Genomic DNA, 22853 nt, shown 5'->3' with positions numbered 1-22853 from the left:
GGCTTATCCTTTGAAGGCGACATGAAGGCGATCTCCGGCACGAATCTCGAGCAGGCCAAGTCTCACAATCGACGCGTGGTGATCGAGTTGATCCGCACGCACGGTTCCCTGTCGCGGGCGTCGATCGCCCGCATGACGGCGCTGACGCCCCAGACGGTGTCGAATATCGTCGAGGAGCTGGAGAGGTCGCATCTGCTCGTCGCCGCCGAGGCGCAGAAGCTGGCGCGCGGCCAGCCGATCATTCCCTATTCCATCAATCCGGCCGGCGCCTATTCGATCGGCCTCGAGCTTGGCCGCCAGCGGGCGAGCGGCGTGCTGACCGATCTCTCCGGCGCCGTCTGCGCGCGCATCGAGCGCCAGGTCGAACACCCCGATCCGCAGCAGGCGATGCCGGTCCTCCAGTCGATCGTCGAGCATCTCAAACAGGCCTTCGCCTTCGACCAGCAGCGGCTACTCGGCGTGGGCATCGCCCTGCCCGGCCGTTATGCGGAGGGCGGCACCACCTCTCTCAGCCCCCAGAGCCTGCCCGGCTGGCAGGGATTCCCCGTCGGCCACGAGCTGGAACAGCGGCTCAATGCGCCGGTGCTGGTCGAGAACGATGCGACGGCGGCGGCGATCGGCGAGCGCCTTCACGGCGTCGCCCGCGGCCTCGCCAGCTTCGTCTACCTGTTTCTGGCCGGCGGCGGCGGCATCGGCGCCGGCATGTTCCTCGACGGCCACCTCTACAAGGGCAGCCGCAACAATGCCGGCGAAATCGGCCATATCATCGTCGAGCCGCATGGCAGGCTCTGCAGCTGCGGCAAACGCGGCTGCCTCGATCGTTATGTCTCGCCGTCGGTCGCTTACGAATTCATGGGCATCGCCGATGCAGGGGAGCTATCGTCCGACGCGCTCGACGCGCTGATCGAAAGGGGCAGCGACGGTCTGGAGACCTGGCTCCATCAGGCCGTCCAGCCGCTGCGGCAGACCGTCGATTTCCTCGAGCTCGCTTTCGATCCTCAGACCATCGTGCTCGGCGGCAGCCTGCCGACCTCGCTGATGCGCCGGCTTGCCGAGCGGCTCGAGCCGCTGCACGATCCGATCGACCCCGGCCGGCAGCGGACGGTGCCGCGCGTCATGATCGGCATGACCGGCAAGGATACCGCCATCCTCGGCGCCGCCGCCCTGCCGATCTTTTCCGAAACCAATCCACGCTTCGACGTGCTGCAGAAGCCGGTCGGCTAAACGGTCAAGGGGTATTGTGGTCTAGTGAAAGTATTTCCGAAGGAAAATCATGTAAATTATCATCGGGGAAGAGGCGAAGGTGGTTATTATAAGACGTTTACGCCTGAGTGATAGATACTCTGCGGCAATCTCGGGCGGGCAATCGGGGTGGCCATAGGCGATTCCCGTGAAAATAGTTCCGGCGTGGTAAGTTATATTCCCTATCCGGGCAGCGCGTGCCGCGAGCATTTCGTTACGCACATAAAAGTATGCGATCAGCACGCAGATGATGACAACATCAATTCCCAGCGTGACGCGGATCGCAAAGTTGATTTCGCCGTGCGTCATTCCTTGCCCTAGCCCTTGGAAAAATCGCCCACATATACTCGCAGCATCTCGCGATTTTTTCCTCGCGCAAGTGGAATGAGCGTTCTCCTCTGCTTCCCCTTCTACGACATTGAAGGTGGTTAACGGATCGTACGACCCAAGTGTCCTCCGAGCTCCTTTGAAGCTTTCCGTGGCTTGGGCGATGGCCTCGTCCAGTCGGTTTCGGAAAGCCCTGAGATCCGCTGGAATACGACGGTCGAAGACGTCGCGATCCATCTGAAAGACCGCGACGCTGCCCGTCCTTCAGCTGCGTGCCGGCAAGCTCGCATCTGGTTGCGGCGACCGCCGCGCGAGAGGTCGTGCAAAGATGATCACGTTCCCGAGCAGCGTCAGCGCCAGGCCGATCAGGCCGAGGCCGGTCCAGTGGTAGCCCTCGAAGACCGTCGACAGCGACAGGGCGACGATCGGGAACAGCACGGTGGCGTAGGCCGCGCGTGAGGAGCCGATGCGCGACACCAGCATGAGGTAGGTGGTGAAACCGATCACCGATCCGATGGCAGAGAGATAGAGCAGCGCGGCAAGATAGGTGATGCCGGGTGGTGCCACGATCGGCGTCCGCGTCACGGCAATCAGCACGAGGAGGATGATCGCGCCATAGGTCATGCCCCAGGCATTGGCGGTCAGCGGCGAGATCCCGGCCGCGCTGTTGCGGCGCGATGCCATGTTGCCGAGCGAGAAGAACAGCGTGCCGAGCGCTGCGAGCCCAATCCCTTTCAGCGTGCCCATATCGAAATCGACGACCACCTCCTCTCCGAACAGCAGCAGAAGGCCGGTTGCGCCGAGCGCCGCTGCGAAGAGCGTGCGGCCGGTAATGCGGTCGCCGAAGAACAGGCGCGCATTGACGGCATTGTAGATCGTCGCGAGCGAGAAGATCACCGAGATCAGCCCTGAAGGAATCGAGGCGGCGGCATTGTAGAAACAGATGAAATTGAGGCTGAACAGGCAGAGCGCTTGCGCCAGGATGAAAGGTTGATCGCGCAAGGCAGGAAGCTTGAGCCGGCGCATGGCAGCCAGGATGGCGACGAAGATCACCGCTGCGAGCGCAAATCTGTAAAAGACTGAGACCAGCACCGGCACGGGACCGACCTGCATCGCAATGGCGATCCAGGTCGTCCCCCAGATGAGGACGGTCGCGATGAAAAGAACGGCATTTGCCATGGAGGTATCCTCGTTTTCTCCATGAATAGGCAAACCGTGAGCGGGTCTCTTGCAGATTCTTGCTACGAAATCGTTGTGCCCGGACTTCTCTCTCGCCATCTCAGCGGTCGCCCCCTATTATTCTGAACGCGTGCCCAGCTGTGAGATAGAATGAGTGAACGATAGCCGCCTCTCGGTTTTCAGGTTTTTGTCCGCCTCGCCCACTGCGCGGATGTCACAGTCGATCGATCTGGGTTTCGGGCGATCGGCTGCCTTCTGGAGCAATGCGCATGACAGGATGAGCTATCAGCGGCCGAACGGTCATACATTCAGTCTTTATCTGAGCGGCGGCGCCGGAACGCGTCGCCTGGATGGCCCCGACGCGCGCGGCCGTCCTGGTGTGCTGTGCATCATGCCGCAGGGGTACTCGTCCGAATGGGAAATCACCGACTTCTTCGAATTCGTCCATCTGTATGTTCCCGACGATCAGATGCGGCGGATGTTTGCCGAGACGTTTGACCGCGATGCGCGGCTCATGGCTCTTCCCGAAGTAACCTTCGACGATGCCCCCGCTTTGGCGCTGAGGCTTCGGCAGATGACGGAAGCGATGTTGGCGGGCGGTCATCTGCTGGCCGAAGACGCGATGACGCAGGCGATCCACGATCTCTTCGTCGATCCACGTTATGGAGGCATGCGTGCCTGCACGATCAGCGGCGGGCTCGCGCCGCATGTGCGGCGCCGAACCCTGGATTATATCGAGGCCCATCTTGGCGAGACGATCCGCCTGCAGGATCTGGCTGATATCGGGCAGCTCAGCGCCTTTCATTTTCAGCGGATGTTCCGGGCAAGCTTTGGCGTGTCGCCGCACGGCTGGGTGGCGCACCGTCGTGTCGAGCGCGCCAAATCGATGTTATCAGACATGGAGCCGATCGCGCAGATCGCTTCGGCCTGCGGCTTCAGCAGCCAGAGCCACATGACGCGGGCCTTCAAGCTGGGCACCGGTCTCACGCCCTCTGCCTACCGGCAGCGACAGTAACGCCGGTGCTAAAGCGTGTCGCGATCTTTCAGATTCGCTTGTCACGCTTTAGGTCTTTGCTTTTACGCATGTCTTTATCGCAAAGCCGCTGCACACTTTTGCGAGACATGCCTCACGACTCCTGCAGCCCGTAAAGCAGCGGCATCAGCCCTGCGAGCGCCTTGAAGCGGTCCCAGGACTTGGCGGATGGCTTCGTCCAGCCGGTTTCGGCAAGCCCGGAGATGCGCGGAAAAACCAGGCGGTCGAAGACGGCGCGGTCCGTCATCGGTTCCGACCAGATGCAGGCCTGGATGCCGAGCAGCTTCTGCTTCTGGCTCGCCGTCCAGCCACCGACCGGATCGAACTTATAGAGCTTTTCCGCATCCGAATTCCCCGCCCAGCTGGCGCCCGGCTCGTCCCAATCGGGCCTCAACGCCATGTCGAGGTAATAGACCTGGCCGGGGCAGACGACCATCTGATAGCCGCGTTCGGCGAGCTCGGCCGAGACCTCGACATTGCGCCAGCTGCAGAGATAGCTCTTCTCCCTGTCGATGACATCGCCATGCGCCGCCTCTTCCCAGCCGCCGGTGATGCAGCCCTTGCTTGCCAGAAAACGCTGCACGCGCTCCAGGAACTCCGCCTGCAGGATCGCCGCGCCGGAGCCGTGGATGTCGTCGGCGCCATGCGTGTTGGTGACGACGTTCAGCCGCTTGGCATGGGCATCGGCAACCGCGTCGCCGGCGACATGACGCAGGCGCGCGAGCGCGTCCGGCGAGCCCGACCATGCGCCGAGCGGCACCTCGTCGGCGCCGAGATGGATAACCTTGAACGGAAAGAGCTCGATCAGTTCGGAAAGAATGGTCTCGACGATCTCGTAGGTCTGCTCGCGGGCCGGGTTGATGCAATTGTCGGGAAAGCCCTGGACCGAGTAGTAGCTGCCCTTCTCGGCCGGATCGCGCAGCTCCGGTATCGCCTGCTGCATGGCGTAGCAATGGCCGGGCATATCGATCTCGGGCACGATCTCGATGCCGAAGCTCTTCGCATGGGCGACGATCTCGCGGATGACGGATTTGGTGTAGTAGCCGCCGGTTCGGGTCGGGCTTGACCCGAGCAGCGGCGGCACGGCAAGGCCGTGGCCGCGCCAGGCGCCGATCTCGGTCAGGGCGGGATAGGTGTCGATCTCGACGCGCCAGGCCTCGTCGTCGGAAAGGTGCCAGTGGAAGCGGTTGAGCTTGTTCCAGGCAAGCACCGCCAGCAGCTTCTTGACTTCGGCCGCGCCATAGAACTGGCGGGCGACATCGAGATGCAGGCCGCGCCAGCCCATTGTCGGCTCGTCGACGATCTCGCCGGATGCGGGAAACTGGAAAACGCCGGGATGCAGCCTGGCGCCGCGCCAGATCTGGCCGAGTGTGACGAGGCCGTAGAGGAAGCCGCTGCGGCTGCTTGCCTCGACCGTCAGGTTTTCGTCGTCGAAGCTCAGCCGATAGGCTTCGGGGCCGAAGCCGGCAACATCCTTCAGGATGACCGGTACTGCGCCTTCCGCCTCGGTGCGCACGATGCCTTCGACGGCAAAGAGATGGTCGACCAGCGCCGCGAAGCCTTTCGCCGCCGCCTCCCCTTCGCCGCTCTGCGCCTGCGGCACAAAACCGGCCGGCAGCGGCCGGCGCGAGGCGACCGCGACGTGGTTCGGCCAGGGGATGACCGAAATCTGGACGGGCGCGTTGGCGGGAACAGGATAGATCTCGGCGCCGCGCTTCAGGGCCGCGTTGCTGACCGAAGAGCGCGTCGGCTCGACGCCGAGCACGATAGTGCTGCCATCGGCAAGCGCGAGATAGGCGCTCGTCGCACCGTCCGTCCAGTGGCGGAACTGCCAGCTCAGCGCATAGACGGAGATTGTCCAGGTCTCGCCGGCGCCGAGAACGAAACCGGCCGGCGGCTGGAATTCGGTGAAATTGGAAAGCCGCTGCGAGACCGTCGCGCCTTCGACGCGCCCGGCCGGATCGACGCGGCCGGGGCCGCTGACGCAGAGGGAAAAATTCGAAAGCGGTTCGCTGCCGAGGTTCTTGAGGCGCAGGACATAGGAGAATTCCTTGCCGTCGGCGGGCGGATTCCAAAGGGTTTCAAGCCGCAGGGCGTTCGGTCGCGGTGTCGACATTGGTCACTCTTCCTTTGAGGAAAACGAGGCTTTGGAGGTTCCGGCGCGGCCACCGGGTTCGGAGTGGCGCTTGAAGTCAATCAAATTGATTTAATAGTGATAGACAGTTTCCCGCCGGGCCGTCAATCGCCATTGGCAATTTCTGCTGCCCGGCATCAGGACAAATTCTGCCGATGACATCGCGGGGTGTCGCAATTTGGGAAAAAATCGCGGCTCAGCCATTCGCGTTAACGATTAAGGTACCTTTAAGTACCATAATTGCTTCAACAGTGGCGAATTGACCAGCCCGAAGAGGGGTCGATAAGCATGAGGCTGCTCGCCACGGCCCGGATGTCCCCCGGGATGCAATCCATCCAACTTCCGAATCAGGCGACATTTCCATGACCAGCATCAATACGAACAATTCCGCGATGGCAGCCCTTCAGACGCTGCGCACCGTCAATTCCAATCTCGAATCGACACAGAACCGTGTTTCTACCGGCTATCGGGTCGACACCGCATCCGACAATGCCGCCTATTGGTCGATCGCGACGACGATGCGGTCCGACAACAAGGCGCTGTCAGCCGTGTCCGACGCCCTCGGCCTCGGCGCCGCAAAGGTCGATACGGCCTATACGGCAATGGACAGTGCGATCGACGTCGTCGACGAGATCAAAGCCAAGCTCGTGGCCGCGACCGAAGACGGTGTCGACAAGTCCAAGGTCCAGGAAGAAATCAGCCAGCTGCAGGAGCAGCTGATGAGCATCGCCCAGTCGGCTTCCTTCTCCGGCGAAAACTGGGTCGCCGGCGCTGATGGCACCGTGAGCGTCGTATCGTCCTTCGTCCGCGACGGCTCCGGCGCCGTTTCGGTGAAAAACGGATTATGCCCTCGATACCGGCTCGATGGGCAACGTCCTGTTCGGCATGAGCGGCGGCTCGATCGAAACCTCCACCGGCATTCTCGGCACCTCGTCCGGCGCGACCGGCTCGGTTTATTCGATGGATATTACCGACTTCACGCTCGGCCAGATCCAATCGGCGCTGACAAACGTCGAATCGGCGCTGTCGGCGATGACGTCGGCAGGTGCGCAGCTGGGTTCGATCTCGACCCGCATCGATCTGCAGGAAGACTTCGTCGGTGCCCTTTCCGACTCGATCGACTCCGGTGTCGGCCGGCTGGTCGACGCCGATATGGAGGAGGAATCGAGCAAGCTTTCCGCGCTGCAGACGCAGCAGCAGCTGGCGATCCAGTCGCTGTCGATCGCGAATTCGTCGTCCCAGAACATCCTGTCGCTCTTCCGCGGCTAATCGGACTGGCCGACGCAAAGGGAGCCGGGCGCATAGAACGTCCGGCCCAAATTCGCCGATCGAACACCGAGCCTGGCCTTCCCGGTCAGGCTCGGTCGCGTTTCGGGCATAGGCGACCAACGCCCGGCTGGTGGCGATCTCCTCGGTCTGTGCGCGCTGGATCAGCTCTTCGCCGCAGCGCGCCGGTTGACATGCCGATCGTTTCGATCGCAAACATGAAAGCCCTAGATTTCTCACAGATGCAGCCGCGCTGGCGGGATCCTCGCATGTCGGAACGACTTGAAGCTGCTCCTGATGGAAGGCCCGCCATCGTCTGGCTCGGCTTCCTCGCCATGTGCGTCGGCATGTTCATGGCGATCCTCGATGTTCAGGTGGTGGCGACATCGCTGCCGACCATCCAGTCGGCGCTCGATATCGGTCCGGATCAGATGAGCTGGATACAGACGGCCTATCTGATCGCCGAAGTGGTCGCCATCCCGCTGACCGGCCTGCTGACGCGGCTTTTGACGATGCGATGGCTGTTTGTCGTCGCCATCGGCCTGTTCGTGACGGCGTCTGCCGGCTGTGCGGCCAGCGGCAGCTTCGGCGTGCTGGTCGCCTGGCGGGTGCTTCAGGGCTTTTCCGGCGGAACGCTGATCCCCTCGGTGTTTTCAGCCGTGTTCATTCTGTTTCCGAACGAGCGGCAAGCGCTCGCGACGACGATTGCCGGCGTGCTTGCGGTGCTTGCGCCGACCGTCGGCCCGATCGTCGGCGGATGGCTGACAGAAACCTATTCCTGGCACTGGCTGTTCCTGATCAACATCCTTCCGGGGCTTGCCTCGGCCATCCTGGCGGCCCGCTTCCTTCCCAAGCAGGCGACCGATCCCTCCGAACTCAGGCATCTCGATGGCCTGTCGCTCCTCTTGATGGCGGCCGCGCTGACGGCGCTGGAACTCAGCCTCAAAGAGGCGCCGACCAGCGGCTGGACCTCGGCCTATGTGCTGGGCCTGCTGGCCGTCTGCCTTGTCTCGGGCGGCGCGTTCATAACGCGAACGCTGCGCCGTCGCCGGCCGATCGTCGATCTCGGCAATTTCGGCGATCGGAATTTTCTCGTCGGCTCGGTTCTGAGCTTCATCCTCGGCATCGGCCTTTTCGGCTCGGTCTATCTCATGCCGGTCTTTCTCGCTTTCATCAGGGGCCACGACGCCCTTGAGATCGGCGTGACCATGCTGGTCACCGGCATCGCACAGCTGATCACCGCGCCGGTCGCCGTCGCGCTGGAGAAGCGCATGGATGCGCGGCTGCTGTCGGCCGCCGGTTTCGCCCTGTTCGCAGTCGGCGTCGGTATGAGCGCGTTTCAGGATCCGCGCTCGGATTACGACGCGATGTTCTGGCCGCAGGTGGTGCGCGGCGTCGCCATCATGTTCTGCCTGCTGCCGCCGACCAGGCTGGCGCTCGGCACGCTTCCGGCCGATCGCGTTCCCGATGCGAGCGGGCTTTTCAATCTGATGCGCAATCTCGGCGGCGCCATCGGCATCGCGCTGATCGACACCATCATCTACACACGCTCGGAGCCGCTGGGACAAGACCTCTGGGCACGTCTTGCGGCCGGCGACATCGAGGCGGCCACGTTTGTCGGCGCGCCTGCCGAGATCATATCGAGACATAGCGGCAGCTTCGATGCCGATGCCATGGCGACGCTCGATCCGCTAGTCCAGACCGCGGCCAGCGTTCAGGCGATCAACGAAGCCTGGATGGTCGTCGCCGTCCTGACCGGGTGCGCCCTGCTCTCGGTCCCTTTCGCCAGGCGGCCGGCGCCGGCATGAGACCTGGCGAAATATCAATCGGATACAGAAACGTCGATCCAGCGACCGGTTCCTTGGTCACCGTAGATATCAACGACAATCCATACATTGCCACGCAGGATCATATTGGCGGCCTCTCGCGTGATCGTTCCGTTCCGAAGCATCTGCTCCAGAGCCTGGCGATTTGCCGGATCGGCAAAGAATGAGTCCGATTGGTCGTCATGATCGCGCACATGGTACTGATGGAAATTCGCCCGGTCTTGTCGGATGATCTGCCACGGCCGGGTAAGTCTGGCCCCATTTGAATTGTAAAGATCAGCGTCGCCGATATAGGCGCGATAGCTCTCGATCAGGCGGTTGCTGTGGGTGGCCTGAACTCTCGCTTGAGCGTGCGCTGTTCCCGCCACGATGACTGAGCTGAATAGAATCGATAATAATTTTCGCATGTTGCCCTCTTTCAAAAAGAGGGGTCTTACCTAGCGTCAAGCCAATTCGCCAAGCAAAAAGTGTCTCTTTGGCATAACGAGGCTTCAGCGTGTGAGGGAACCGCTGGAGGCCGCCAAAGTTTAGGTTTTTGAAGCCATCGACGGAGATGAGTTCAATGGCAGACGCATCGACCGTGGGAATCCAGCATGAACACCGAAACGATTATTTTCGATGAGAGCGACTGGGTTCCGAACAACCCGCGCCTTCCCGTATTGCTTTACCGGGACGTCTTTGCCGAAGGCGGACCTCGTGATTTCAAAAGTCGCTTCGCAACAAACGGTTGGACCGGCATCTGGACGAACGGTGTATTCGATTATCAGCACTACCATTCCGGTGCTCATGAAGTGCTCGGTATCGCACATGGCAGCGCCACACTGCTGATCGGCGGTCCCGGCGGTAGAGCGCTCGAAGTCACGGCGGGAGACTGTCTGGTGCTTCCAGCCGGAACCGGGCACCAAAACCTCGGCTGCACGTCGGAGTTCGAGGTCATCGGGGCTTATCCCAAGGGGCAGCATGCCGACATTCAGACTTCGGCTGCTTCAAGTGAAATGCTGGCGAAAATCTCGTCAGTGCCCCTGCCCGATGCCGATCCCGTTCAGGGATCATCGGGATTTCTCATCGAGAAGTGGCGGTAGCCGTCTGCGCACCGTGATATCTTTCGCTTCCTGTTCCACTTCAGGCCGGTGTGGGTAGCACTCTCATGTGAGTTCATCAGTCGCGGCACCTTGTCCCATCACCGGTAAGATTTCTCTCAATCTTTTTGCGCCATCCTTTGATTCCCTCTGATGTCAAGCGACGAGATCTCAATGGCCCTGAACCTCAAGCGTAGTTTGCAAATGCCACGACGCGAAGAGCTGGGTCTCCTTGCGATCAGCAACGGTTCCGGCCTGTCGATATCGGCTTTGGCGAACGGCACGTTGTTTGCCATCGAATATGCCGACGACAAGGGAGCGGTACAGATCAATCAGATCCAGGGCTCGCCGCTCTACGGCGGCATCAGCCGCCTTTACCTGCGCATCGGCGGCGGCAAGCCTGATGTCGTCGAGATCGTCGGCCCTCGCGCCGACGGCCGCTTCGGGCACGATGCGACGAGCTTTTCCTGGAGCGGCAAGGCCGGCGATATCAGCTACACCGTCCGCCTCGAGCTTCATGCGACCGAAACCGCCTGGTTCTGGCGCGTCTCGCTCAAGCATCCGAGGAAGGGAACGCTGCCGGTGGATCTAGTGCTGATCCAGGACGTCGGTCTCGGCGATCGCGGTTTCCTGATGAACAGCGAAGCCTATGCTTCGCAATATATCGATCACCATATCGCCGATCACGAGACATACGGCCCTGTTGTCATGAACCGGCAAAATCTCAAGCAGCCGGGAGCCCGCAATCCCTGGCTCGTCCAGGGTTGCTTCGATGGCGCGGTCGCCTATGCCACGGACGCGATCCAGCTGGTGCAGGCGAAGCACCGCCAGGACGACCTTCTGGTCGGTCCCTTCGGAACGAGTCTGCCGAGCGAACGGCGGCAGCAGGAGACGGCCTGTCCGGCCGTTCAGTCGAAATCCTTCTCCGTACCGGCAAGCGGTGCGACTGCGAGTTTCTTTGCGCTGTTCGCTGCCGATCATCCCGAGGCGTCAAGCGATGCCGACCTTTTGCGGCTCGAGGATATCGAGGTGCCGGAGAGTGCAGCCGCCGATCCCGAGACGGCTGCGGCCGTTCGCAGCCTGCTTCAGGATGCGCCCCTGCTGGAGGTCGAGGCGCTGGATATGAAGGGTGTCCGAAAGCTCTATCCGGAGCGGAGCCTCGAAGAGCGCGCGCACGGAAAGCTTCTTTCATTTTTCGTGCCGGACGGCGTTCTCAACCGCCACGTCGTTCTGCGCGACAAGGAACTCATCGTCGCGCGGCGCCATGGCGCCATCGTGCGAAGCGGTCAAAACATGCTGCTCGACGATTCCACCCTTGCTGCCAGCTGCTGGATGCAGGGGATTTTCGCCGCGCAGCTGACGATCGGCAATACATCCTTCCACAAGCTCTTTTCGGTGTCCCGCGATCCCTACAATCTGACGCGCGCCAGCGGACTGCGCATCATGGCCGATCTCGGCGCGGGCTGGCAGCTTCTGGCGGTGCCATCGGCTTTTGAGATGGGACTGAACGACTGCCGCTGGATCTACGAGTGCCCGGAGCGCAGGATCATCATCACGGCGGTCGCTTCCGGCGAGGATGCGGCAATGCAGTGGAGCGTGTCGGTGGAGGGCAGGCCGTGCCGCTTCCTGGTGTTTGGCAATGTCGTGCTCGGGGAGCGCGAATATGACGCCGGCGGGCAGATCGAATTCGATTCCGGCCGCAAACGCATCTCTTTCCGGCCGGACCCGGCCTGGCTCTGGGGCGAACGTTATCCCGATGCCGTCTACTGGCTGGTGAGTTCGACGCCCGAGGCCATCGACGAGATCGGCGGCGACGAGCTGCTGTATGCCGATGGCGTTGCGCGCAACGGCGCGTTCATCGCGCTCAAGTCCCGGCCGACGCGGGCGCTCTCCTTTGCCGTCGTCGGCTCGATGACCGATGCCGAAGAAGCTGAACGGCTGGCGAGCCGTTACGAGAGCGGCCTCACCGATGAGGCCATGCTTGCGCCGGCATCGGCATTCTGGCGTAACGTCGTGCGCGGCATGAGCATCGACAGTGCTTCGCCCGATCTCGCTGCTCAGGCGGCCCTTCTGCCCTGGCTCGCGCATGACGCCATCGTCCATCTGAGCGTGCCGCACGGCCTGGAACAATATACGGGTGCGGCCTGGGGTACGCGCGATGCCTGCCAGGGGCCGATCGAATTCTTGCTCGCTTATGAGCACGACCGCGAGGCCAGGGAGGTCGTGAAGACCGTCTTCGGTGAGCAATATCTGGAAGGAGGCGACTGGCCGCAATGGTTCATGCTGGAGCCCTATGCCAACATCCGGGCGGGCGACAGTCACGGCGACGTCATCGTCTGGCCGCTGAAGGCCCTCTGCGACTACATCGAGGCGACCGGTGATCTTGGCATTCTCGACGAGAAGGTCTCCTGGCGCGACGAAAAGACCATGCAACGGGCGCCCGAGACCGATGCCATCGCGACCCATGTCGAGAAGCTGCTCGATACTGTCCGCACACAGTTCATCCCGGGAACGCATCTGATCCGCTATGGCGAGGGCGACTGGAACGATTCGCTGCAGCCGGCCGATCCGCATCTGCGCGACTGGATGGTCAGCAGCTGGACGGTCGCCCTGCTCTATGAGCAGATCGTCCGTTATTCCGCCATCCTGCGCCGCCGCGGCCACGGCGGCAAGGCGAAGGCCTTGCGGAAGATCGCAACCGCGATGCGCCGGGATTTCAACCGTCATCTCGTGCGCGACGGCGTCGTTGCCGGCTATGGCATCTTCGATCCCGCCCATGACGGCGTCGAATTGCTGCTTCATCCGAGCGACAAACGCACCGGTCTTTCCTTCTCGCTGATCTCGATGACGCAGGCCATGCTCGGCAAGCTGTTCACGCCGGCGCAAAGGCGGCATCACATGCGACTGATCGAAGAGCATCTGCTCTTCCCCGATGGCGTGCGGCTGATGGAAAAGCCGGCGACCTACTCCGGTGGGCCCGAAACGCTGTTTCGCCGCGCCGAATCCTCGTCCTTCTTCGGCCGCGAGATCGGGCTGATGTATGTACATGCGCATCTGCGCTATTGCGAAACGCTGGCGCTGGAGGCTTCGGCGGAGGAGCTGTGGAAGGCGATCGCCGTCGTCAATCCGATCGCCGTCACGACGGCCTTGCCGCATGCTTCACTGCGCCAGCGCAATACCTATTTCAGCAGCAGCGACGCGGCTTTCCATGACCGTTATCAGGCGGCGGAGCATTGGGCGCGCGCCAAGACCGGAAAGATCGCCGTCGATGGTGGATGGCGCATCTATTCGAGCGGACCTGGCCTCTACACCAGGAGTTTCGTCGAAAATATCCTGGGCTTCAAACGACGCTTCGGCCGGCGCAGGCGCAAACCGCTCCTGCCTGCGGCGCATGCCGCCGTCAATCTGCAAACGGATCACGCCGCCTGGCGGCGGCTGAGGAAGCCGAAGGTGTAACCGTTCACGAAGTGCTGGCGTCGCGCAGTTCTTCAAATCGCGCCGTGCTTTTCGACAGGTGAGTTCGGATGGCACGCCGCGCGGCCGCTTCGTTGCCGTCGCGGATCGCCGTGAATATGGCGTGGTGTTCCCTGCGCATGCGGGCGGCATGGCGCTTGCGCTCCGCAGCCGTCATCTTGTCCAAGCGCGCCCATTGCCGCGGCACCATGAGGTTGCCGAAGGTGTCGAAGAGGCGGCCGTAGTAGGAATTCTGCGTCGCGACCAGGATCGACCTATGGAAGGCGTAATCCTCCTCTGCGCCGTATCCACCTTCTTCGAACGCCCTGTCGAGAGCATCGAGCCGGTCCTGCATGCGGTCGATATCTTCCGGCGTGCGCCGCAGCGCGGCCAGACCGGCCGCCTCATATTCGACCCCCATGCGCAGTTCCAGCACCCGCAGAACCTCATCGATCGACTGCAGATCATTGGGAATGATGGAGAAGGATCTCGGTGTCGGATCGTCCGAGACGAAAGCCCCGAGGCCCTGGTGCGTGGTAATCAGTCCTTTGGCGCGCAGGGTGGCGAGCGCCTCGCGCACGATCGTGCGGCTGACGCCGGTCGCCGCCATGATTGCCTGTTCGGTGGGCAGGCGCTGGCCCGGCTTCAGGTCGCCGGACTCGATCTGCGCCGTCAGCGTATCGGCAAGGCCGCTGCGCAGGTTCGAGGGCTGGCGAATGGTGCTGAAGAGCGCGTTGTCCTTGTCCGTCATCCCTTGTCAAATCCTGCCTATCGGGGCGGCTGCGCCGGCCGCTATGCTTTTGCTAGCGCATGCCGGCCGGAAAGGCAAAAACGACGCGAGCCGAGACTCTGTGCTTCGTCAGTCGGCGAAAGCGATCACCGCGCCAGCCAACCGCCGTCGACCGGCAGCACCGTCCCGTGCACGTAATCGGATGCGGGCGATGCCAGGAACACGGCGGCACCGCCAAGTTCGGACGGCGTTCCCCAGCGCCCTGCCGGAATACGGGCCAGGATGGCGGCGTTGCGGTCGGCATCCTCGCGCAGTGCCGTCGTGTTGTTGGTGACGAAATAACCCGGCGCGATGGCGTTGACGTTGACGCCCTTGCCGGCCCATTCGCAGGCAAGCAGCTTCGTCAATCCGGCCAGACCGCTTTTAGAGGCGGTATAGGACGGGATGCGGATGCCGCCCTGGAAGGAGAGCAGGGAGGCGATGTTGATGATCTTGCCCCTGCCCTTCTCGACCATGTGGCGGCCGGCGGCCTGCGACAGGAAGAAGGCCGTCTTCAGATTGACGTCGATCACTGCGTCCCAATCTTCCTCGGTGAAGTCGAGCGCATCGGCACGGCGGATGATGCCGGCATTGTTGACGAGAATGTCGAGGCCGCCGAAGGTGTGGATCGTCTCAGCGACGATCCCCTTGACCGGCTCGATGGTGCCGAGATCGGCCTTGATGACATGGAAGCGGCTTCCCGCCTGCTGCACCAGCGCCTCGGTTTCCTCCATCGAAGAGCGCCCGACCGCGACGATCGATGCACCGGCCTCGGCCAGGGCGGCGGCGATGGCCTGGCCGATGCCGGTATTGGCGCCGGTGACGACGGCTGTCCTGCCGGAGAGGTCGAAGGGATTTGCCACGGTGCTCACCTCAGATCCGCAATGGCGATATGATCCATGTCGGTGAAGCTCTTGTTGTCGCCGGCCATCGCCCAGATGAAGCTGTAATTCTTGGTGCCAGCGCCCGAATGGATCGACCAGGGGGGAGAAATGACCGCCTGTTCGTTGGCGACGAGCATATGTCGGGTCTGCTGCGGCTCGCCCATGAAATGGAAGACGCGCTGTTCGGCTTCGAGGTCGAAATAGAGATAGGCTTCCATGCGCCGGTCATGCGTATGGGCCGGCATGGTGTTCCAGACGCTGCCCGGCTCGATCATGGTGAAGCCCAAAGTAAGCTGGCAGGACTGGCAGACCTCCGGGTGGATGAACTGGTAGATCGACCGCTTGTTGGCCGTCGCGGCTTCGCCCGGCGTCAGGTGACGGGCCTTTTCGCGGGTGAGCAGCACGGTCGGGTGCGTTTGATGGGCAGGCGTCGAGACCAGGTAGAACTTGGCCGGATTGGCGGCATCGGCGCTTTCAAACCGGATGTCCTTGGCGCCTTTGCCCGCGTAGAGGCAATCATATTTGGCAAGGTCGTAGCTCGTGCCGTCGACGATGATGCGGCCCGCACCGCCGATGTTCAGGGCGCCGAGTTCACGCTCGGCGAGGAAGGTTTCCTGGCCGATCGCCGTCGGCGCCGTCAGCGTCAGCGCAGAGCCAAGCGGCGTGGCGCCGCCGATGACCATCCGGTCGTAATGGGAATATGTCAGCCGGATCTCGCCGCCTGCGAAAACGGTCTCGACCAGAAAGTGACGCCGCAGCGTTTCGGTGTCGTATTCGCGCACGGCCTCGGGATGGGAGGCGTGCCTCACGTCGATCTGCATGTCAGTTTTCCTTCAGCTTCGTTGTCTTCACGCATCGTCGCTATTGCGCAAGCCCGTCCATCAGGCGTCTTCCGCGGCGGCGGTATCCGTCTGGTTACATAGTTGTACGACAAGTTTGGTGTCAACAGGTTTGTCCGGGACTCGGCTGAGCAGACGTGAAGCGATCGCAAGCGCCGCTTTCGGCGCGGTCGGACATTCCTCGGTCAAAACGAAAAAGCCTGCCGCGGGAGGAGGTGCGGCAGGCTTTCGATAAAAACCGAACGACAGCTGGGAGGAGGAGTGCTGCCGTTCCCGCAAGCGACCCTGGGAGGAGGATGGGGCGCCTGCATGTTCGAAGGGATGCGGGAGGAGGTGCATCGCTTCGATGGAAATAATCATACTTATTTCGTGCTCAGATGATAGGCATTTCTTTGCAGGGCAGCTATGCGTTATGCGAAAAGCGGGCAGCTCGCCCTCTGACGGGTAAGCGCAAAAGCAAAGCGCCCGCTCGGGAGGAAGCAGGCGCTGGGCAAGTCTCGAAAATGGTGGTCTGTCTGGCCTTTAGCGGGCGATGGCCGCACGCGCAATGTTGCGGATGTCGCCGCGGCCGATGCCGAGGTCGTCCAGCTCGCGCGTGGACATACGGCCCAGTTCAGCGACCGTCTGACGGTACTTGCGCCAATTGTTGAAAGAGCGTGCTACGTTCATGATGATCCCCTTTCCGTGGGCTTTCGAAGCCTAGCTGCCAGTCCTTGGCGCTTCGTTTGCTTCGATGCGCTTGATATAATACGGGACCCCCGGTTGTTGCAGCGCCAATGCATCACTGCACCTATGCGATATCTGCATGGGTTCTCACGGGCAGCGGCCGGCGTCAGGCTTTGAAGCGATCGAAGGCCGTCAGCCGGACGATCGGCGGATCGGCCTCCTTCCACCGGTAGATTTCCGAACGCAGATAGGAAAGCTCGTCCCCGAGATCGTCTTCGCCCACTTCGATCCACCAGGATTTCAGGCGGCCATCGCTTCCATCAGACCAGCGGTAGCCCCTTGCCTTCAGGTGATCCTTCATCTCGAACGGGCTGTGTTCGGCAAAGATGCGGATGCGGCAGCGTTGGCTGGCGCGGTAAAGCTCGGCGAAGGGGTTTTCACCGTCGCCTTGCTGTCGATCGAGGATCTCCAGGAGCGCGTGGCAGTCGTCCACCGCGCGGTGGCCTTCGTGGAAATAGCCGGCCTGGCCGACGAGATAACCAAGCTTCGTGCCCTCGAAGCCGCGGGCGCTCCAGTCGATCTCCGAAACCGAGCACGCCCAGGCCTTGCCGGCGAAGATGGGCGAGAAGGCCTCGCAGAACGGCCGGTCGAAACCGGCATTGTGGGCAATGATGAGGTCCGCCGGTTCGACCAGGGCACTCAGCGACGGCATGTCGATGAGCTGTCCTTCGACCATGGCGTCGGTAATCCCGGTCAGCCTGGTGATGTCGGGTGGGATCGGCCTGGAGGGCTGCTGCAGGCCGCCATAGATGCCGACCACATCGCCGACCGCGCCGTCATCGTTGAAGGTGAAGGCGACCGCGCCGATTTCGATGATCTCGTCGCTCCGGTGGCTGAGGCCCGTCGTCTCCGTGTCGAGGATGACGCCGAGCCGCGAGAAACCCGGCTGTCTCGCTGCCGCGACCGGCCGGGCAGTGAGTTTTCTCAGGATGCGGTAGTTGCCGCTCTCCTCCAGCGCCCGCGCCATCTCTTCATCGGAGGGGGTCGCCGGCGGTGACGGCCGCCGGCGCGCCGGGCCGCGTGCTTCGGCCATTGCGGGCGATGCCTTGGCAAACATGTCGAGTTGCGAATCTCTGTGCACGCTCATCGACTTTGTATGTCACGGAGGCGCGAGCGAATCCATCGCCCGCGGCGCGCTATGCCCAGCCCCTTGCCTTTCATGGACAGGAAAGTTTAGCTGAGTGTCAGCGGCGGAAGGAGAAACCATGCCTCATGACGACATCAAGGACGCCGACGAAGACGTCGTCGTCATCGGCGCCGGCGCTGCCGGTATTGCCGCAGCCCGCCGCCTGCTGGCAATCCGTCCCGGTCTTTCCGTCCTCCTGCTCGAAGCCGGCGACCGTCTCGGTGGGAGGGCCTGGACGGTCGGGCTGCCTGGAGCCGGCGATCTCGGTTTCGATCTCGGTTGCGGCTGGCTGCACGGGGCGCGGACCAATGCCTGGACGGCGATTGCCGGTGAGGTCGGACTGACGGTCGACCGCTCGCCGGCGCCCTGGAACGGCGGGCGGCGGCTTCAGCGGGACGATGCGGAGATCGAGCGCGCGCAGCAGGCGATCGGCGCTTATTTCGAACGCCTCGAAAGCCATGAAGGCAACGATAGCGACCTGGCAGCAAAGCTCCAGCCCGGCGGTCGCTGGAACGGCCAGATCCGGGCGATCGGCACTTACATCACCGGCGCCGAATTGGAGCGCTCGTCGATCGTCGACTACAACAGATATGATCCCGGCGCCGGTCCCGACTGGCGTGTCCGGCAGGGCTACGGAACATTGATCGCGCTATATGGCGCGCCGGTTCGGTCAAGGCTCGGCGTCGAAGCAAGGCGCGTCGATCACCGCCATGCCGGCCGTATCAGCATTGAGACAAGCCAGGGAATGATCACCGCCCGGACTGTGCTCGTCACCGTTTCGACGAATGTGCTTGCCGCCGGCAGGATCGCCTTCGACCCTCCCCTGCCCGACAAGATCGGAGCGGCAGCTCGTTTGCCGCTGGGGCTTGCCGATAAGCTCTTTCTCAGCGTCGCCGATCCGGAGGCGCTGCCGGCGGATACGCATATGCTCGGCTCGACCAGTCGCGGTGCGACCGGCACGTATCAGCTGCGGCCGTTCGGCGCTCCCGTCGTCGAGGCCTATTTTGCCGGTGATCTCGCGCATGATCTGGAGATGGCGGGCACAGAGGCTGCCTTTTCGTTCGCCGCGGATGAGCTGGCGGCACAATTCGGCACCGACATCCGCAAGCAGTTGTCGGTGGCGGCAATCTCGACCTGGGCCGCGACGCCTCACATCGGCGGTTCCTATTCCTATGCGGAACCCGGCGCCTCCGATCTGCGCGGCGTCCTCGCCGAACCGCATGACGAGCGGATTTTCTTTGCCGGCGAAGCCTGTTCGCGCTCGCGTTATTCGACGGCGCATGGCGCCTACGAGACCGGTGTTGCCACCGCCGACCGGATCGCCGGCTCGTTGCCGAGAAATCGATAGCGGCCGCCAGTGCGACGCCAGCCGGGAATATTTTTTCCCACTTGTAGCACGGACGGGATTGGTTATTCTGACCTCGCCCCCGCGCTACCCCAGCCCGGGGCGCTGTACCTCATCCAGCGGCAGAGGCCGCTTCAAGCACGACATTGTCATTGATTGCAGGAGCCCCGGCTTCTACCCTGACGACTTTGCGCGTCGGCCGCGGGTATCCGCATGAGGAGGAAGACATGGATTATCGCAAGCTCGGTCCGAGCGGGACCGTCGTCACCGCCTATTGCCTCGGCACCATGACCTTTGGCGCGGAGGCCGACGAAGCGGCGTCGCACAAGCTGCTCGACGATTATTTCGCCTGGGGCGGCAATTTCATCGACACCGCCGACGTCTACAGCGCGGGGAAATCGGAAGAGATCATCGGACGGTGGCTGAAGGCACGACCGACCGAGGCCCGCCAGGCGATCGTCGCCACAAAGGGGCGGTTTCCGATGGGCAACGGCCCCAACGATATCGGCCTGTCGCGCCGGCATCTTGGCCAGGCGCTCGATGATTCGCTCCGCCGCCTCGGCCTCGAACAGATCGACCTCTATCAGATGCATGCCTGGGACGCGCTGACGCCGATCGAGGAGACGCTGCGCTTCCTCGACGACGCGGTTTCATCAGGCAAGATCGGCTATTACGGCTTCTCCAACTATGTCGGCTGGCATATCGCCAAGGCGTCCGAGATCGCCAAGGCGCGCGGTTATACGCGTCCGGTGACGCTGCAGCCGCAATACAGCCTTCTCGCGCGCGACATCGAGCTCGAAATCGTCGCCGCCTGCCAGGATGCCGGCATGGGCCTGCTGCCCTGGTCGCCGCTCGGCGGCGGCTGGCTGACAGGCAAGTACAAGCGCGACGAGATGCCGACCGGCGCCACCCGCCTCGGCGAGAACCCCAATCGCGGCAGCGAATCCTATGCGCCGCGCAATGCGCAGGAACGCACCTGGGCGATCATCGCGACCGTCGAGGAGATCGCCAAAGCCCGCGGCGTCAGCATGGCGCAGGTGGCGCTCGCCTGGACGGCGGCGCAGCCGGCGGTAACTTCCGTCATTCTCGGCGCCCGCACGTCCGAACAGCTGGCCGACAATCTCGGTGCCATGAAGCTCGCGCTCTCCGGCGAGGAGATGGCCAAGCTCAATGAGGTCAGCGCGCCGCAGCCGCTCGATTATCCCTATGGCAAAGGCGGGATTGCGCAGCGCCACCGCAAGATTGAGGGCGGCCGCTGAGCCTTCCGGCCGGGCAGGCCGACGCAAGAAGCCGCCATGGTTTCCATGGCGGCTCAGACTGCTAACAAGGTCGGCCGATCCCTTCATTTCCTCGGGCTTGTCCCGAGCATCTGCCCCCGGTCGATAGGGCAGCAGATCCTCGGCACAAGGCCGAGGATGACGTCGGGAAGAGCAAGGTTGCCGTCAAACTGAGCCGCCGTGTTCCGTGGCGGCTTTCGCATTTTCAAAGGCAACGAGAGAAGCGTGTCGTTACCCTCAGGCCGCCTGCACGGCAGCGTTCAGCGGGATTTCGACATCGATCTCCAGGGTCGAGACAAACTCGTTACGATCGATCGTCACCTGCACCTTGTCGTGGTCGAGCTCGACATGTTTGGCGATAACCGCAAGGATTTCCTCGCGCAGCAGGGAGACCAGGTCCGATCCTGCCGAGGAGCGCTCGTGGGCGAGGAGCACCTGGAGGCGTTCGCGGGCGGCCGGCGCTGTGCGCTGCCTGTTGAAGAGACGGAAAATGCTCATGCCGCTCTCCTTCCGAAGATCTTGCCGAAGATATTCCGCTTTTCCTCGGGGATCGCGATCGGCAGGGTTTCGCCGGCGAGCCGGCGGGCGGCATCGAAATAGGCCATGGCGGCCGGGCTGCGGCTTTCGGCGAGCGTGACCGGCGCACCGACGTTGGAGGCGCGCAGCACATCCATGCTTTCGGGTACGATGCCGAGCAGCGGGATGGAGAGGATTTCCAGCACGTCGTCGACCTTGAGCATGTCGCCGCGCTCGGCGCGGTTGGCGTCGTAGCGGGTGAGCAACAGGTGCTTTTCCATCCGCTCGCCGCGTTCGGCCTTGGCGGTCTTGGCATCGAGCAGGCCGATGATGCGATCGGAATCGCGCACAGACGAAACTTCCGGATTGGTGACGACGACGGCGACGTCGGCATGGCGCATGGCGAGCGTGGCGCCGCGTTCGATGCCGGCGGGGCTGTCGCAGATGATCCAGTCGAAATAGCGCTTCAGGTCGTTGATGACGCGCTCGACGCCCTCGGCTGTCAGATTGTCCTTGTCGCGCGTCTGCGACGCCGGCAGCAGGAACAGCGTTTCCAGCCGCTTGTCGCGGATCAGCGCCTGGGTCAGCTTAGCGTCGCCCTGAATGACGTTGATCAGGTCGTAGACGACCCGGCGCTCGGCGCCCATCACGAGGTCGAGATTGCGCAGGCCGACGTCGAAATCGACGACGACGACTTTTTCATTGCGTTGCGCCAGCGCCGCTCCCAATGCGGCGGTCGAGGTCGTCTTTCCGACCCCGCCCTTGCCTGACGTGACGACGATCACTTTCCCCATTTCTCTCTCCTTTGCCGTGCCGCAGTAATTCAAAGTGCTAAGCGTCCTTCACGCGTCTCTTAAAGACGCTGCGCTGTCGTCAGATCAGTTTTTCCGCCATGATCGCATCCTCTTCGAGCCAGAGCTGAACAGCCTGTCCGCGGAGATTGGGGGCCATGTCTTCCGCCATTTTGTAGATGCCGTCGATTGCCACCAGCTCGGCTTCGAGCTTGCGGCAGAAGATGCGCGCCGATGCGTTTCCGATGGATCCGGCCATGGCGCGGCCGCGCAACGCGCCGTAGATGTGGACCGACCCACCGGCGATGACTTCGGCGCCCGAAGCGACCGAGCCGATGATTGTGACGTCGCCTTCCGGAAAGATCACCGATTGCCCCGAGCGAACTGGCTCCCGGATGACGATGGATTGCGTCGTTGCCAGGCGGGGCTCGGCCACTGCCGGTTTGCCGGCTGATCCGGCAGGCTCATTCGGCTGAACCTCGATACTGGAGGCGGAGCGGCCGCCCTTGAGGGCCGGAGGCATGCCCGCGCCGAGAATGGAAGGCCGTGCCCCCTCGATGCCCATGATACTGACATTGCGCTTGGCGAGTTCGGCGATGAGCTCCTTGAGCTGCGGCCGGTCGATCTGCAGGTCTGTCACATCAAGCACGACGGGTCGGCCCAGGAAGAAGCCGGCCGAACGCGCGGCCAGATCGTCGAGCCTTGCCAACCAATCATCGAAAGGAAGGTCCGGGGACAACATGACGGCCAGGAAGGAGCGGCCCTTGATGCGGATAGAGCGAGCGTCTGTTAGCACTTTGGTCATCTGTGTGAAGAAATCGTTGACCATGTCTACCGCTGACATGGTTAACAAATGGTTAACGCAGACGGGAAATTCCCTAACGGGAGGCCGATCAATTCAGCTGATGATGAGGCGCAAGTATCGGAAAATAAATATGATTTGAGTAATGTGAATACTGATCACGTATGGTCGGAACGAAGATCTGTCGCCACGACCGCGGCGACGGAATCGGTTAAGATTCAACTGATTTCTGGCGCCTG

The 22853-nt window shown here is 62.7% G+C and carries 20 protein-coding genes and 1 pseudogene; 8 read left to right on the top strand and 13 right to left on the bottom strand.

Going from position 1 to position 22853, the window contains the following annotated elements:
• The first annotated feature begins 21 nt into the window (after positions 1-21).
• Positions 22-1224 carry an ROK family transcriptional regulator gene (locus B5E41_RS07370; protein ID WP_088392306.1) on the top strand — a complete coding sequence of 401 codons (1203 nt, stop codon included), beginning with the start codon at positions 22-24 and terminating at the stop codon, positions 1222-1224.
• Between the two features lie 21 nt (positions 1225-1245).
• On the opposite strand, the gene B5E41_RS07365 is transcribed toward B5E41_RS07370, so the two are convergent.
• Entirely contained in the window at positions 1246-1806 is a 561-nt protein-coding gene (locus B5E41_RS07365) for a hypothetical protein (RefSeq protein WP_088392304.1), read from the bottom strand.
• Positions 1807-1833: 27 nt separating this feature from the next.
• Entirely contained in the window at positions 1834-2748 is a 915-nt protein-coding gene (locus B5E41_RS07360) for a DMT family transporter (RefSeq protein WP_088392302.1), read from the bottom strand.
• Positions 2749-2902: 154 nt separating this feature from the next.
• Here B5E41_RS07360 and B5E41_RS07355 point away from each other — a divergent pair, with 154 nt between their 5' ends.
• Entirely contained in the window at positions 2903-3763 is an 861-nt protein-coding gene (locus B5E41_RS07355; RefSeq protein WP_483431145.1) for a helix-turn-helix domain-containing protein, read from the top strand.
• A gap of 112 nt (positions 3764-3875) precedes the next feature.
• Here the strand turns inward: B5E41_RS07355 and B5E41_RS07350 are convergent, their stop codons facing one another.
• On the bottom strand, positions 3876-5897 hold the full coding sequence (locus B5E41_RS07350; RefSeq protein WP_088392300.1) for a beta-N-acetylhexosaminidase: 2022 nt from the start codon (positions 5895-5897) through the stop codon (positions 3876-3878).
• Between the two features lie 380 nt (positions 5898-6277).
• Between B5E41_RS07350 and B5E41_RS07345 the strand changes: the two are divergent.
• Together B5E41_RS07345 and B5E41_RS07340 are read left to right on the top strand one after the other, a co-directional pair.
• Positions 6278-7184 (top strand): annotated as a pseudogene (locus tag B5E41_RS07345) (flagellin N-terminal helical domain-containing protein).
• A gap of 266 nt (positions 7185-7450) precedes the next feature.
• Positions 7451-8989 carry a DHA2 family efflux MFS transporter permease subunit gene (locus B5E41_RS07340; RefSeq protein WP_088392674.1) on the top strand — a complete coding sequence of 513 codons (1539 nt, stop codon included), beginning with the start codon at positions 7451-7453 and terminating at the stop codon, positions 8987-8989.
• Between the two features lie 14 nt (positions 8990-9003).
• Here the strand turns inward: B5E41_RS07340 and B5E41_RS07335 are convergent, their stop codons facing one another.
• Positions 9004-9414 carry a hypothetical protein gene (locus B5E41_RS07335; RefSeq protein WP_088392298.1) on the bottom strand — a complete coding sequence of 137 codons (411 nt, stop codon included), beginning with the start codon at positions 9412-9414 and terminating at the stop codon, positions 9004-9006.
• Positions 9415-9600: 186 nt separating this feature from the next.
• Here B5E41_RS07335 and B5E41_RS07330 point away from each other — a divergent pair, with 186 nt between their 5' ends.
• On the top strand, positions 9601-10089 hold the full coding sequence (locus B5E41_RS07330; RefSeq protein ID WP_088392296.1) for a cupin: 489 nt from the start codon (positions 9601-9603) through the stop codon (positions 10087-10089).
• A gap of 171 nt (positions 10090-10260) precedes the next feature.
• A complete protein-coding gene (locus B5E41_RS07325) occupies positions 10261-13542 on the top strand; it encodes a GH36-type glycosyl hydrolase domain-containing protein (protein ID WP_088392294.1) in 3282 nt (1093 codons plus the stop codon).
• A 4-nt stretch (positions 13543-13546) separates the two neighbouring features.
• Here the strand turns inward: B5E41_RS07325 and B5E41_RS07320 are convergent, their stop codons facing one another.
• The 6 genes from B5E41_RS07320 to B5E41_RS07300 form a co-directional block, all read right to left on the bottom strand.
• Positions 13547-14290 (bottom strand): FadR/GntR family transcriptional regulator, encoded by a 744-nt coding sequence (locus B5E41_RS07320; RefSeq protein ID WP_088392292.1) that lies wholly within the window; start codon positions 14288-14290, stop codon positions 13547-13549.
• A gap of 125 nt (positions 14291-14415) precedes the next feature.
• A complete protein-coding gene (gene kduD, locus B5E41_RS07315; RefSeq protein ID WP_280950609.1) occupies positions 14416-15180 on the bottom strand; it encodes a 2-dehydro-3-deoxy-D-gluconate 5-dehydrogenase KduD in 765 nt (254 codons plus the stop codon).
• Positions 15177-16013 carry a 5-dehydro-4-deoxy-D-glucuronate isomerase gene (gene kduI / locus B5E41_RS07310; RefSeq protein ID WP_088392290.1) on the bottom strand — a complete coding sequence of 279 codons (837 nt, stop codon included), beginning with the start codon at positions 16011-16013 and terminating at the stop codon, positions 15177-15179. The genes kduD and kduI overlap by 4 nt, the downstream gene beginning before the upstream one ends.
• A gap of 60 nt (positions 16014-16073) precedes the next feature.
• Positions 16074-16391, bottom strand: coding sequence for a hypothetical protein (locus B5E41_RS31205; protein ID WP_141098749.1), 318 nt, complete (start codon positions 16389-16391; stop codon positions 16074-16076).
• A 162-nt stretch (positions 16392-16553) separates the two neighbouring features.
• Positions 16554-16700 (bottom strand): DUF1127 domain-containing protein, encoded by a 147-nt coding sequence (locus tag B5E41_RS07305; protein ID WP_088392288.1) that lies wholly within the window; start codon positions 16698-16700, stop codon positions 16554-16556.
• A 163-nt stretch (positions 16701-16863) separates the two neighbouring features.
• Entirely contained in the window at positions 16864-17844 is a 981-nt protein-coding gene (locus B5E41_RS07300) for a 3'-5' exonuclease (RefSeq protein WP_088392286.1), read from the bottom strand.
• Positions 17845-17962: 118 nt separating this feature from the next.
• Between B5E41_RS07300 and B5E41_RS07295 the strand changes: the two genes are divergently transcribed.
• Both B5E41_RS07295 and B5E41_RS07290 read left to right on the top strand, forming a co-directional pair.
• The gene (locus tag B5E41_RS07295) at positions 17963-19231 is read left to right on the top strand and encodes a flavin monoamine oxidase family protein (RefSeq protein ID WP_088392284.1); all 1269 of its coding nucleotides are present in this window, start codon (positions 17963-17965) and stop codon (positions 19229-19231) included.
• 224 nt (positions 19232-19455) lie between these two features.
• Positions 19456-20487: an aldo/keto reductase gene (locus tag B5E41_RS07290; protein WP_088392282.1), complete on the top strand. Its 1032-nt coding sequence runs from the start codon at positions 19456-19458 to the stop codon at positions 20485-20487.
• 255 nt (positions 20488-20742) lie between these two features.
• Here B5E41_RS07290 and minE read toward each other — a convergent pair whose 3' ends face one another.
• From minE to minC, 3 genes are all read right to left on the bottom strand, one after another.
• Positions 20743-21003, bottom strand: a complete 261-nt coding sequence (gene minE, locus B5E41_RS07285) for a cell division topological specificity factor MinE (protein WP_064808730.1) — start codon at positions 21001-21003, stop codon at positions 20743-20745.
• Entirely contained in the window at positions 21000-21815 is an 816-nt protein-coding gene (minD, locus tag B5E41_RS07280; protein WP_088392280.1) for a septum site-determining protein MinD, read from the bottom strand. The genes minE and minD overlap by 4 nt, the downstream gene beginning before the upstream one ends.
• A 79-nt stretch (positions 21816-21894) precedes the next feature.
• Positions 21895-22617 (bottom strand): septum site-determining protein MinC, encoded by a 723-nt coding sequence (gene minC / locus B5E41_RS07275; protein ID WP_088392670.1) that lies wholly within the window; start codon positions 22615-22617, stop codon positions 21895-21897.
• Between the last annotated feature and the right edge of the window lie 236 nt (positions 22618-22853).

Source organism: Rhizobium esperanzae (assembly GCF_002204185.1).
In the GTDB taxonomy this organism is placed as follows: domain Bacteria; phylum Pseudomonadota; class Alphaproteobacteria; order Rhizobiales; family Rhizobiaceae; genus Rhizobium; species Rhizobium esperanzae.
The sequence above is the reverse complement of the archived record's forward strand: the minus strand, read 5'-3'. Positions and strand labels throughout refer to the sequence as shown.